This window comes from Natronorubrum aibiense (assembly GCF_009392895.1).
Lineage (GTDB): Archaea > Halobacteriota > Halobacteria > Halobacteriales > Natrialbaceae > Natronorubrum > Natronorubrum aibiense.
In genome coordinates this window covers 1,520,937-1,533,683 of record NZ_CP045488.1, presented here as the reverse complement: position 1 = coordinate 1,533,683, position 12,747 = coordinate 1,520,937, and the positions used below count along the sequence as shown (strand labels likewise).

The window sequence follows — 12,747 nt, the reverse complement described above, 5'->3', positions numbered from 1 at the left end:
AGCTACGCCGCGAATTTCTCGAGAAATCGTGTCCCGAGTACGACCTCCGTCCCGGCCAGTCCGACCGAGCAAAACAGCGTGATATCGTCGTCGGACGTCCGCCCCAGTTCAGGCTTCTCGAGCACGTCGGCGAGTTCGACCATCCGCTCGCGATCCGTTCCGGACGCGATGTACGGGCGGTCGTAGTCGTCGACCTGCGGCAGCGAGTCGGTCGTGATGACGTCGGCGCGGTCGACGACCTCAAGGGGGAGTTCGTGGGCGTCTTCGAACCGAGGACCGATCGTCGTCACGTGCATGCCGGACTCGAGCCAGTCGGGGTCGAAAACGGGGGTCTCGCTGTCTGTTGCACATATCAGCGCGTCGGCCGCTCGGACGACGGGTTCTGGCTCATCAACCGCCCGGACTGGTGGGTCGACGTCGTCGGCGACCGTCTCCGCGAACGTCGTCCGGTTCTCGGCCGTCGGACTGTAGACCAGAATCTCCTCGAACTCACGGACTGCAGAGGCCGCACCAACCTGCGTTCGGGCCTGAAAGCCGCTGCCGAGAACACCGAGCGTCTCGCTGTCGGCGGTAGCGAGCGCGTCGATCGCGACACCGCCGATCCCGCCGGTTCGCAGGCCACCTGTGGCGTGGCCGACGAGCAGGCCCTCGAACGTGCCACTGGTCGCGTCGAAGACCGCTACCAGTTGCGTCTGATCGTCGCCGGAGTCAGAATAATTGCCGTAGACGCGGAATCCGGACGCGTTCGTCGGCCCGGTCGCAGCCCCCACGGTGAACACCAGCTCACCCGCGCCGGCGTCGACGTACCAGCGCGGCGGGGCCTCGAGCGTGCCGGCGGCGCGTTCGACGAAGGCGTCACGCATCGCGTCGACGACGGTCTCGTAGTCGAACTGGGCGTAGACGTCGTCGTCCGTCAGGATGGGAAAGCCAGCCATAGTTGACCACTCGCGCGGGAACGATCATAACGATTCGTGGCGTTCGAGGGTCACACTATGCGAGCAACAGCCCGGCTCACTCCGTCGACTCGTCGGTCGTCGCTCGACGGCGGAGCCACTCAAGCGAGAGTCCGCTGCCAACGAGCCCAGCGCCGGCGGTGAAGCCGGGAACGCGATCGGTCTCAGCCGTGTCTCCGGCCGACTCACCCTCGTTGGCGGCTTCCGTTTCGGAACTATCTTTTGGGTCGGCCGTCACGGAGCCTGTGTCCGTTTCGTCGTCGCGGTCGGCTTCGCTATCGCGTTCGTCCACCGGCGTTTCGTCGGCGTCACTCTCGTCTTTCGCCTCACCGTCATCGGAGTTATCAGCTGTGCCATCATCGGAGTCAGCCTCGCCGTCGTCGACGGCCTCGGACGATCGAACGGCGACGAGTCTGTCGGCGTTGACATAGAGGGTGTCTTCGCTGACGGCGTAGGGAAACTCGTCACCGGCGGTGTCGACGTCCTCGAGAGCCTCGTAGGGAACCGCCCATCGTTTAGAGCCGTCCGTCAGATCGACTCCAATAATCGATGGTTCAGTTCCGAACACTTCGAGAGCCGATGGGTCTGTTCTGGATTCTTCGATGACCGCGTCCGCCTCCTCGTCGGACATCGATGGCGGCTGGTAGGAGACGATTGCGGTGTCACCGGCAATTACTGGCCACTGAAAGAGGTGGGTTTCGGAGAGATAATCGTATTTCCACCGGAATTCGTCGCGCTCGCGGTCCCACGCCTTGAGATATCGTCCATCCGGAGAAATGACGATCCTTACCGCACCCGACGTCGCGAAGGCAGTCGATTCCGTGAAGGGATCCGCAGACTCCTGGTGCCTCGAGGGACCAACGTTCTCCGGGTCACTTTCGTATGCCGTCCGATACGCCTCGCCAGCCATGTGGCCCGCTTCGAAGCGGTCCACGTAGATTCCGTCCTCGGTCGGGATAATGAGATTGCCACCCGTCCGCAGGTCCGTCGTCCACAGCGTCTCGCCCGAGGCAGCCTCGAGGGCGACGAACCCCGACGGCGAGGTGGGTGCGTAAACGGTAGCATCGGCGACGGTGACGGGGTTCGCCGCGAACGCACGGACCTCTGCGGTGCCGTCTTCGGTCTCGTCGTAGACGCCGAGTTCGATGCTGTCGTGCTGCCAGACGATCGACCCGTCGTGGGCGTCGACCGCGTAGAGCGATCCGTCGGCGACGACGTACACCGTCCCGTCCGCAACCGTCGGACTCGCTACTGACTCGCCCTCGTCGAACGCCAACTCCCACAACACGTCGCCGGTCGCGCCGTCAAGTGCGGTCAGTTGCTCCCCGGCGACGTACACCGCACCATCGGCGACTGCAGGGGTTCCCGTGGCGTCGAGCTCGGCGCGTTTCCACTCGCGTTCGCCGTCAGCCGCGTCGAGTGCGTGGACCTCGCCGTCATCGGTCCGTACGTAGACCCAGTCGTCGACGGCGGCGAGCGCACCGGTGTGTTCGTACTCCCAGGCGATCGTCTCCAGTCGCGGGAACGCGTCAGTCTCGACGTGTGCGGTATTCGCTGCCGTCCCCCGATAGGACGACCAGCCGTTCGTATCCATCGGTGCTGGTGGACAAGAACACTGCTCGTCGGCACTGCTTGTCCCGACCGTGGTGAGTACCCCGCCTGCCAGCGCTGCTGCCCCGATGGCCAACATCGATCGTCTGGTTCGTTCGACCATACGCGTCCTGTCACTGGACGATGTATTCTTATGTACGAACTATTTCAATTTCGTCTGCACAAACAGTTATATGAAGGATTAAAACGGTTGATACACCTCTCGCACAGCCAGCGTGTGAGCAGATGTGCAGTAACAGCCAGCGATGACGATCGGACAGCGACGAAACGAATCGGGGAGCGACCGACAGTCCTGAGTCGGACCACCGCAGCGAAGCCGAAGCCTTTTGCGCGCTGGCGCGCCAAGGCAGTCAGTAATGACCGGAGACGATCCACTCGAGGAGTCAGCGCAGGGGGAACCGTTGCCCGACGGCGGAGCCGCAGGTGCAGATGATGTCGCGCTCGACCCCTGGGGTTCCTCGAGCGTCTCCGACTACCGCAAACTGTTCGAGGAGTTCGGTATCGAGGAGTTCGACGAGGTGCTCGAGGAGGTGCCGAACCCCCACTACCTGATGCGACGCGGCGTCATATTCGGCCACCGGGACTATCGACACGTGGCACGAGCGCTGCAAAACGACGAGCCCGCGGCGGTGCTCTCGGGCTTTATGCCGACCGGCGATCCGCACATCGGCCACAAACTCGTCTTCGACGAGATCATCTGGCACCAACAGCAGGGCGCCGACGCCTACGCCCTGATCGCCGACTTAGAGGCCAACTCCGCGCGCGGAATGCGCTGGGACGAGATCGACGAACACGCCCGCGACTACCTGCTCTCCTTGCTCGCACTCGGCTTCGACCTCGAGGAGGGCGAACTCTACCGCCAGTCGGAAAACCGTGAGTTACAGGATCTGGCGTTCGAACTCGGCGCGGAGACTAACTTCTCGGAGCTGCAGGCGATCTACGGCTTCGACGGCGAGACCGACGTCTCGCACATGCAGTCGGTCGTCACGCAGATGGCAGACATCCTCTACCCGCAACTCGAGGAGCCAAAGCCGACCGTCATCCCCGTCGGCCCGGACCAGGACCCCCACGTCAGGCTGGCTCGCGACCTCGCCGAGCGAATGCGGTTTTTCAAGGTCTCAGAAGCCTACGCCAGCTTCGAACTCGAGCCCGTCGAACGCGACCTCGTCGCGGAGTTCTACGAGCGACTCGACCCTGGCGACTTCGACGACGATACGCTGCGCTGTGTGCACGTCGCCGAGGCGATCGAGGAGGCACCGCTGTCGGAACTCGGCGTCACCGCGGACGTCCTGCGTTCAGTGCTGACGAAACTGAACGAGGCCGGGATGGAGCCGATTCGGCCGCGGACCCGGTTTTCCGACCGGCGAGCGACCGAGGAGGCGTTCGACGCGTTGATCGACGCCATCGAGGGTGAAAAACGCGTCTACGAGAACCACGTCGATGCCTTCGAACTCGAGCGCGACGAGGCCGAAGAACTCGCCCGACAGGTCGAAGTCGACACCGGCGGCTACGGCTTCCGCCCGCCGTCGTCGATCTATCACCGCTTTATGACCGGGCTGACCGGCGGCAAGATGTCCTCTTCGATTCCGGCGAGCCACATTTCGCTGCTCGACGATCCCGAGGACGGCTACGACAAGGTGAAAGCGGCGACCACTGGTGGTCGCGAGACCGCCGAAGAACAGCGCGAAAAGGGTGGCAAGGCCGACGAGTGTCCCGTCTACGAACTGTACGCCTACCTGCTCGCCGGCGACGACGACGAGTTCGCCAAACGCGTCTACGACGAGTGTGTCGGCGGCGAACGCCTCTGTGGCGACTGTAAGGAGCAAGCGGCGCAGTTGATGCGAGAGTTCCTCGCGGACCACCAGGAGAAACGAGACGAAGTCGAGGAGTTGCTCGAGGACGCCGATATCGAACTCGAGTCGCCGCGGCGACGGTAACGTGGGCAGTGTCCCGTCGGCCAACAGTCAGTAACCGCTCGATCGCGGGTCACGGCGCGGAGCCGAAGATGGCAGCCGTACGTGCGACCGGTTCGTGAATCACTTTGTCCGCAGTATCCTATTGAGCGGCTCGTTCTTCGACGAGCGACTGCAGTTCGCGCGCGATGGTCGGCGGCACGACGAGTCGGCGGGGGCCGGCGACGTACTGGCCGCCCGGCTGGGCGTACTCGAGTGTCAGGATCGTCGCGTCACCGACCTGTCGCGCCGAGACCGAGTTGATTACCTCGAGATCGATCGCCTGCTCCGGGTCGTAGAGGTATACCGTCCGTTCGTCAGGGTCGATCGCGCCAACAGATTGCAGAAACGAGGCGAGAACGAGCGCGAGCAGGGCGAGCGGGATAGAAAGCGCAGCCAGACCGGTAAACGGGCCGGCTCCGGGAATCACCCCCCGTTGAGTGAGGACCCGGCCGGCGATCATCAGGCTGCCGATGAGAGCCATCATCACGATCGTGCCGAGGGCGGCGTCCAGCCCCCGCTGGAATCCGGGGCCGGCGGGCAGATCGAACGGCAGCCGCCGGGAGAGGGCCTCGAGTCGCCGTTCAGTGTTACTGGTGGCGGCAAAAGCGACCACGGTCACGGCGAGTGCGACGAAGATGGCGACGACGATCGAGCCACCGCCGATCTGAGTGGCCATGTCGTACAGTCGCCAGAAGACGATGATCCCGATCGCGGCGAAAAACGTGCCGACGCCGAGCGACCAGAGGAGACGAATGGTTCGAGACGTTGAGGCGTCGCGTCGCCACTGGATCAGTTCGGAGTCGGGTGAATCCACGGCGTCCTCGTCCATACGTGGACTCACCACGCGTCGTGTAAAGCCTGTTCGATGTCGCTCAGGAGAGCATGGCTTCGATCACGGTGAAGCCGACGTAGGAGACGATGATCGACCCGGCGAGTGAGCCGATCCACGCGAGGACGGTGTAGCCCATTTTGCGGGCGCTGACGCCGCCGCCAGCGCCGGCCGCGGCGTAGCCGCTGCCGATGATCGCACTGACGATGATCTCGTTGAACGAGACCGGGATGCCGTAGAGGACGGCCGTCTGTGCGATCAGAAATGACGGGATGAGCGCGGCGATCGACCGTCGCGGGCCGAGCGAGGAGTAGTCCTGTGAGATCGCCTTGATCATCCGCGGCGCGCCGGTCCACGAGCCGAGCAAGAGTCCGAAGCCGCCACCGACGAGCAGAGCCAGCAGTGGCAACTCGAGGTCACCCGATAGGGGAATCAATGGGCCGACGGCCAACCCAACCTGACTCCCACCCGCGGAGAACGCGACCAAGCCGCCGAGGACGAGCAGGAAGTGGCGTTCGCCGCGTTCGATCTCGGAGCGGAGATCGAAGGCGATCGCACCCGCCCAAATCGCCGCGATAACGGCCGTCACGGCGGCGACGCCGACCAGTTCCGGCCCGGGGAGCCCCCGACTCGAGGCCTGTGCGATCGAGGCCCCGCCGGAGCCGCCCGAGCCGAGGATCGCGAACTCGATGTTGGCGACGATCACGCCGACCAGCGCCGCAAGCGCCATAATGAGATACTCCTCGGCGATCGGTTCACTGCGCAATAGACGCGCGATCGTATAGGCGAGCCCGCCGCCGACGAAGGGAGTCAAGATCCAGAGCGTTGCGATCTCCGTATACTTCGCCCACGCGGGATCGCCACCCATCGCGATTCCGACGCCGATCACCGCGCCAGTGACGGTAAAGGCGGTCGCGATCGGATATCCCGCGAAGACACCAGTTGCCACGAGTGCTGCCGCAATGATGAGCGCAATCGTCGCTGCCATCGGCGATAGCGTGACGCCCCCGATCAAGTCGGCCCCGACGGCCTCGGAGACGTTCGCCCCCTGTAACACGGCACCAGCGAAGCCAAGAATGCCGACGAGGAAGCCGGCTCGCATCACCGAAATCGCGTTCGCGCCGACGGCTGGGGCGAACGGCGTCGAGCCGCTCGAGCCCGCGCCAATCGCCCAGGCCATGAACAGACTGGCAAGTGCAGCCACCAGAAACGTCCCGATCGTCACGAGCTCGACCATCTATCCCGCTTTTCCAGCTAGCCCTACAAGTGTGTGCCGACTGTCGATCAACAGTTTCGTAACACGATGAATAGTTTACAACACACAATTGATTGGGGAGATGGGTAGATCACATCGAAAGAAACCGGAAGTGACCTCCTCCTCGCCGTAAACGGCGAGGCTTCCCACGGCACCGCACCACTAGGTTGGGATATTTGCTGGTTTACGACCTGCGGCATGACAGGCCGCTGGTAGGGTCATACTGCCGTTACTCCGCGTCGAGGACGTCTGGAAGTCCTACGGCGACGAGGAGGTGCTTCGTGGCATCGACCTCGAGATCGACCGCGGCGACGTCGAACACCGCGTTGCGGTTCCCGGACTCGGGAACGTCGAGGGCCGCCAACAGGGGACAAAAGAGTAGCACCCGCCGTCAACTCCCGCGGGCTTCGGTTAGTTCGTCGTCGACTTCGAATTGTCGTCGGGTTCCGGCGGCGGTTCCGCGCCCTCGATCGCCTCGGCTGCGTCGGTGTCTTTCTCGACTTCGACGTGCCAGCGGTCGATCTCCTCGTCTAATTCGGCGAGTCGATTGGAGACGTCCTCTTTGAGGGCGTCATCGTTGACGTTGACCTCGAAGACGAACTGCTCGCCGTTGTCGCCGCCGCGAGTCGATTGCTGGATGTTGGCGCTGATGAGTTCGTTGTCGAAGTAGTACGGCGCGAGCTGGGTCATCACGTTCTGATAGACCGTGTCCTCGACTCGACGGAGCGCCTTCCGCCCGGCGGAGTCAGCCGCCCGCGCGACGTAGTCGATCGACTCTTTCCAGTTATCCATCGCGGCGCTGGGGTCGTCCTCCTCGAGTTGCTCGTAAGACTCCGAGAGCTTCTCACCGGCCGTTTTGATGTCCTCGTCGGGCTCCTTGCCGGCCTTTTCGCCCTTGCCCTCCTCGACGCTTGCCTGATCGGCTGTCTTCTCGCTGACGTCCGACTCGAGGGTTTCGTGGGCTTTCGGCCGCCACTCCTCCCAGTCGTCGAACGCGCGGGTAAAGCGCGCGCCGTAATCGTGATCCGGGTCGTGGACACCCGCGTCTCGGAGCGCATGCGTGATCCGTTCGCCGTGTTCGACGACGTCGCCCCAGTCACCGCGAACCTTGAATCCCGAGATACTCTCTTCCATTCGGCTGGTCGGGTGATAAGCGATGGACCCGTATAAACTTCTTCGCCGACGATCGACGGCACCCCACGTGTGGCATCGGCTGCATATCTATCGATGACGCCTCGAGCACCGTTGAGACAGGCATACGACCGGAATATGTGGGGACTCGGCACTCGACACTCGAGGCCGGTCCGGATGTGGGACGGAACCATATCGATGGGAAGCCGTTCACACGGTCGGCGCTGATCGATAACGTGAACTATCCGGCGACTGCCCTTACGGGTATGCCGATTGAAGACCGGGACAACGCACATCTCATTACCCACGCACTGGCAAAAGACACGCTCTCACGGCTTCGGGACGTCGAAACCGAGCAGGTCAGCTTCCGGAAAGGGCTGGTGAAACTCGGGCGCATCTGTGGCTACGAGATCATCGACGGCCGGATGGAAACTGAGTACGTCGAGATCGAGACGCCCCTCGAGCCGACGATGGGCGAGCGCGTTCGCGGTCTCGACGACGTCGTGATCATCAACGTTCTGCGCGCGGCGACGCCGTTCGTCGAAGGCCTGTTGAAGGCGTTCCCCCGCGCCCGACAGGGCGTCATCAGCGCGAGCCGCGACGAAGAGGCCGGCCGCGACGAGGACGGCTCGTTCCCGATTACCGTCGACTACGTGAAACTGCCCGAGATCACCGAGGACGACACCGTCATCATCGCCGACCCGATGCTCGCGACGGGCAGTACGATGTGTACCGTCCTCGGCCACGTCATCGAGAACTCGCCCGAACCCGAGAACCTGATCGTCCTCTCGGCAGTGTCGGCACCCGAAGGCCTGCTCCGCGTCGACGACGAACGTCCCGAGGCCGACCTGCTGACGGTCTCGATCGACGACCGACTCGACGACGACGGCTTCATCGTCCCCGGACTGGGCGACGCCGGCGACCGCGCGTTCCGAACGACGTAAGGACGCCCTCGAGATCGAGCAGCCATCGTCTTTTTTATGGTCGACTGCGAGTCGCTGCTATGGGCTACCACGTCATCGATCCCGACGACCTCGAGTCAGTCGACGGCCGTCCCTGTGACCTGCGGCGGCTGAGCGAGGCGGCGGGACTGAGTTCCGTCGCGATCAACCGCTTTCGCGCCGACCCCGGCGAACAGCTTCCGCTGGCGTATCACTACCACGAACACCAGGAGGAGGCGTTCGTCGTCTTCTCGGGAACGCTGCACGTCGAGACGCCCGACGGCGAGTTCGAGGTGATCGAAGGCGAGGTGTTTACGGCTACGGCCGAAGCCCCTCATCGGGCGTACAACCCTGAGAGCGCCGACGACGCGGTCGAGGTCATCGCGATCGGTGCGCCGCCGGCCGACGACGACGCAGTTGCGTACGACCCCGATGAGTAGCAGTTGGCGGGCGTCCGAGTTCAAACTGCAGTACCGGAGCCACGGGCGACGCTCGCTATCGATCAGCGCCCGAGGTATCGAGGCCGACGAGCGCGTTCACTGGGCAGCGTTTGATGATCGCGGTCGCACAAATATCGCTGCCGGCGATGAACGCGAGCGTGCCGGCCGTGCGGTCGCGGTTCCGATAGCCGACGACGAGTAGCACGATTCCGAGGCCGAACCGCAGCACGCGATCGATTCCACCGACGTTTTGCTTCATACGTACTCAAACGGGTGGCTCGAGTGTAGTGCTTTTCCCCGCCCCTCCGAACCCCCTCATTTCCGGTCGAACTCGTCTCCTGCGGGCGTATTCGGGGGTATTGATGTCTGGAAGTCCAATCGAAACGGACCCCTGTGATACATCCCCGACCGCGACGGCTACTCCCCGCTCGCACTCGAGCGGCCCTCGTTTCGAGACTGCTCGAGCGCCGGCGAAACGTCGCGGTGTGTCGAGTAGCCGTCGAACCAGCGGACGATGCGCTCGAGGCGGTCGACGACGTGGGCGGGTTCGCCCGAACGGGAGAGTTCGTGGCCCTCGCGGGGGTAGCGCACGAGGCGGGTGTCGACGCCGTGTTTCTTGAGGCCGAGGTAGAACAGTTCGGCCGTGTTCGCCGGGGTTCGGTAGTCCCGATCCGAGTGCATCACGAGCGTCGGCGTTTCGACGGCGTCGACGTGGGCGACAGGCGACTGCGCCCAGAGGAAGTCGGGTTCGTCCCACGGCGTCGTATCGAAGTCGCCTTCGACCAGTTTGAACGCGTCCGTCGAGCCGTAGAAGCCGGTGAGATCGTAGACGCCGCGCTGGGCGGCGGCCGCTCGGAAGCGGTCGGTCTGGGTGACTGCCCACGCGGTCATGAAGCCGCCGAAACTGCCACCGGTAACGAACACTTCCTCGTCGTCGACGTACTCGCGGTCACAGACCGTTTCGAGGCCCGCGAGAATATCGGTCAGCGTGACCGCGCCCCAGTCGCGGTCGATCGCCGTCGCGTGGTCCTCGCCGTAGCCAGTCGACCCGCGCGGATTGCACCAGAAGACGACGTAGCCCGCGGCGGCGAGCGTCTGGAACTCGTGCCACATCGTCCCCGCGGTCGTCCAATGGGCGTGGGGGCCGCCGTGGATCTCGACGACGAGCGGGTAGCGCTCGCCGGGAACGGCGTCGGCGTCGAACTCGGGCGGCGTCAGGAGCCAGCCCTGAATCGACTCACCGTCGCTTTCGAACCACACTTCTTCGGGCTGGCGGATCGCCCGGTTCGCGAGGAGGTCGTCGTTGACGCGGGTCAGTCGGTACAGTTCGTTGCCGCCGCGGGTCGTGGCGAAGACGTCGCCGGGGTGGTCCCACTCGCTGTAGACGTAGGCGACGGCGTTGTTACCGACCGAGAAGTCCGCGATGTCGACGCCGTCGCCGTAGATTTTGGTCGGCGCGTCGCTCGCGTCCCCCGGCACCGACCAGCAGACCCTCGAGCCCTCGTCAGGTGTCGTGAAATAAATCGCGTCGCCGTCGGGTGCCCACTCGAACCGACAGCGGTGGCCGATGGTGCGGTCGAGCGGGGCCGTCGGCGTCCGTTCGTCGCCGGTCTCGCGGTCGTGGACGCGAATCTCGGTCTGACGCATCGACGTTCGCTCCTCGGGCGTGTACTCAAAGGCGACGCGCCCGTCGGCCGTCGCGTCGATGGAGTCGGCCTCGAGCCAGCCGGTCGTCTGTGTGAACGTCTCGACGGTATCCGACTCGAGATTGTGTGCAGACAGGTCGTACGTCAGCGAGTCGTCGGGTTCGTCGCCGGCCTTGCTGGCATAGTAGACCGTCTCGCTGTCGCCCCACGTAGGGGCGACGTAGTCGGCATCGCCGTCGGTCAGCCGAGTCAGCCAGTCGACGTCGTCGGGGTCAGGGTCGGGGTCGGCACCGATGGCGGCCTCGAGGGCATCGTCGACCGCGAGGACGTAGACGTGGCTTCGAGTGCCGTCGAAGTACGCCGTCTCCGCACGATAGATCATGCGGTCGATCACTCGCGGATCCGGCTCGTCGGGTTCGTAGTCGGCGGCGACGGCGAAATCGCGGCTCGCCTCGCGGTCGGCCGCACTGACCCGCTGCGTAAAGAGCAGACGAGAGCCGTCCGGACTCCACTCGAGGGCGTCGATCCCACCGACGACCGCGGTGAGTTGCCGTGCCTCGCCGCCGTCGGTGGGCACGACCCAGAGTTGCTGGCGGTCGGTCTCCCCGCGGGTGCTGACGAACGCGAGTCGGTCGCCGTCGGGGTGCCACCGTGGCTGGCTGTCGACACCCTCACGTGCAGTAAACGGCGTCGGCTCGTCGCCGCCGATAGGGACGACATGGATCGTCGCCGTATACGACTCGTCAGCGGTAGGCGTTTGCCGGACGAATGCGATCCGTTCGTCGTCGGGCGAGAGCTGTGGATCCGAGACGACGTGGAGGTCGTGGTAGTCGCCTGCAGCGATTTCGTTCATGTGCTGTGCACTCGAAGCGCGGCTGAAAGCGTTTTGTGTTCACAAATGTCACAACAGTCACTGACGTATGGATTAATAATCATATTCCAGTTGAAATCAGTGAATTGTTCACATTGATAAGGTAGATCGAAGCAGCTATTAACAGACTATGGGTAAAAGCGGGTATGGTTGGACATATCAAGAGGCGGAATTTCATCGCACTGAGCGGTGCCGTGGGACTGGCCGGACTGGCCGGCTGTTCCGGTGATGACGGCGGAGACGGTGGCAACAGCAACCAGCTTTCGTGGCACGCCGGCGGTCAGGGCGGGACTTACTACCCGCTGTCCGGTGACTTCAAGACGATCGTCGAAAACGAGACGGACTACTCGCTGCAGGTCCAGTCGACAGGCGCAAGCACCGCAAACGTCGGCAGCCTCAACCGCGAAGAGGCCGACTTCGCACTGATTCAAAACGACGTCGCCCACTTCGCGTACACCGGCACTGGCATCGAAGAGCTTCAGGGAACCGAGATGACGAACCTCCGTGGAGTCGCGTCGCTGTACCCCGAGACGATCCACGTCATCACGCAGGCCGACTCGGGTATCGAGACGATCGAAGACCTCGAGGGACAGACGGTCAACACCGGCGACGCCGGCAGTGGTACGCAGGTCAACGCCTTGCAGATCCTCGAGTCCGCCGGCATCAGCGAAGACGACTTCGACGAACAGAACGCCGACTTCGATACGGCGACCGACCAGATCAGTGACGGTGACGTCGACGCCGCGTTCGTCGTCGCGGGCTGGCCCGCCGGCTCCGTCGAAAACCTCGCTACGACCAACGACATCTCGCTGGTCGAGATCAGCGGCGACACCCGTGACGCAGTCATGAGCGAAGCCGAGTGGTTCGCCGAGGACACGATTCCGGCAGACAGCTACGACGGCGTCGAAGAAGACGTCGAGACGGTCTCAGTGCAGGCGATGATCGCCACGCACGAGGGCGTCGACGAGGAAGTCGTCGAAGCAGTGACGGAAGCGATCTTCGAGAACCTCGACGACGTGTCGCAAAAAGCGGAGTTCATCGACGTCGAGACGGCACAGGACGGGATGCCGATCGACCTCCACCCCGGTGCGGAAGCGTACTTCAACTAACCATCG

Annotated in this window: 12 protein-coding genes; 4 read left to right on the top strand and 8 right to left on the bottom strand. The window is 64.0% G+C overall.

Going from position 1 to position 12,747, the window contains the following annotated elements:
* Positions 1 to 2: 2 nt before the first annotated feature.
* Positions 3 to 935 (bottom strand): ornithine cyclodeaminase family protein, encoded by a 933-nt coding sequence (locus GCU68_RS07495; RefSeq protein WP_152940348.1) that lies wholly within the window; start codon positions 933 to 935, stop codon positions 3 to 5.
* A 76-nt stretch (positions 936 to 1,011) separates the two neighbouring features.
* Complete coding sequence (locus tag GCU68_RS07490; protein ID WP_152940346.1) at positions 1,012 to 2,667, bottom strand: PQQ-binding-like beta-propeller repeat protein; 1,656 nt, start codon at positions 2,665 to 2,667, stop codon at positions 1,012 to 1,014.
* Positions 2,668 to 2,920: 253 nt separating this feature from the next.
* On the opposite strand from GCU68_RS07490, the gene GCU68_RS07485 reads away from it, so the two are divergent.
* Complete coding sequence (locus GCU68_RS07485) at positions 2,921 to 4,501, top strand: tryptophan--tRNA ligase (RefSeq protein WP_152940344.1); 1,581 nt, start codon at positions 2,921 to 2,923, stop codon at positions 4,499 to 4,501.
* 118 nt (positions 4,502 to 4,619) lie between these two features.
* Here the strand turns inward: GCU68_RS07485 and GCU68_RS07480 are convergent, their stop codons facing one another.
* The 4 genes from GCU68_RS07480 to GCU68_RS07465 form a co-directional block, all read right to left on the bottom strand.
* Entirely contained in the window at positions 4,620 to 5,348 is a 729-nt protein-coding gene (locus tag GCU68_RS07480; RefSeq protein ID WP_152940342.1) for a hypothetical protein, read from the bottom strand.
* 43 nt (positions 5,349 to 5,391) lie between these two features.
* Positions 5,392 to 6,585 (bottom strand): inorganic phosphate transporter, encoded by a 1,194-nt coding sequence (locus GCU68_RS07475; protein ID WP_152940340.1) that lies wholly within the window; start codon positions 6,583 to 6,585, stop codon positions 5,392 to 5,394.
* A gap of 247 nt (positions 6,586 to 6,832) precedes the next feature.
* A complete protein-coding gene (locus tag GCU68_RS22110) occupies positions 6,833 to 6,988 on the bottom strand; it encodes a hypothetical protein (protein WP_152940338.1) in 156 nt (51 codons plus the stop codon).
* A 26-nt stretch (positions 6,989 to 7,014) separates the two neighbouring features.
* Entirely contained in the window at positions 7,015 to 7,737 is a 723-nt protein-coding gene (locus GCU68_RS07465) for a DUF5828 family protein (RefSeq protein WP_152940336.1), read from the bottom strand.
* Between the two features lie 263 nt (positions 7,738 to 8,000).
* Between GCU68_RS07465 and upp the strand changes: the two genes are divergently transcribed.
* The gene (gene upp, locus GCU68_RS07460; RefSeq protein WP_152940334.1) at positions 8,001 to 8,678 is read left to right on the top strand and encodes a uracil phosphoribosyltransferase; all 678 of its coding nucleotides are present in this window, start codon (positions 8,001 to 8,003) and stop codon (positions 8,676 to 8,678) included.
* A 59-nt stretch (positions 8,679 to 8,737) separates the two neighbouring features.
* Positions 8,738 to 9,115, top strand: a complete 378-nt coding sequence (locus GCU68_RS07455) for a cupin domain-containing protein (protein ID WP_152940332.1) — start codon at positions 8,738 to 8,740, stop codon at positions 9,113 to 9,115.
* Between the two features lie 55 nt (positions 9,116 to 9,170).
* Here the strand turns inward: GCU68_RS07455 and GCU68_RS07450 are convergent, their stop codons facing one another.
* Positions 9,171 to 9,374 carry a YgaP family membrane protein gene (locus GCU68_RS07450; RefSeq protein WP_152940330.1) on the bottom strand — a complete coding sequence of 68 codons (204 nt, stop codon included), beginning with the start codon at positions 9,372 to 9,374 and terminating at the stop codon, positions 9,171 to 9,173.
* Between the two features lie 158 nt (positions 9,375 to 9,532).
* The gene (locus tag GCU68_RS07445) at positions 9,533 to 11,614 is read right to left on the bottom strand and encodes an alpha/beta hydrolase family protein (RefSeq protein WP_152940328.1); all 2,082 of its coding nucleotides are present in this window, start codon (positions 11,612 to 11,614) and stop codon (positions 9,533 to 9,535) included.
* Positions 11,615 to 11,778: 164 nt separating this feature from the next.
* Here GCU68_RS07445 and GCU68_RS07440 point away from each other — a divergent pair, with 164 nt between their 5' ends.
* Positions 11,779 to 12,741: a TAXI family TRAP transporter solute-binding subunit gene (locus GCU68_RS07440; protein ID WP_152940326.1), complete on the top strand. Its 963-nt coding sequence runs from the start codon at positions 11,779 to 11,781 to the stop codon at positions 12,739 to 12,741.
* The last annotated feature ends 6 nt before the right edge of the window (positions 12,742 to 12,747 follow it).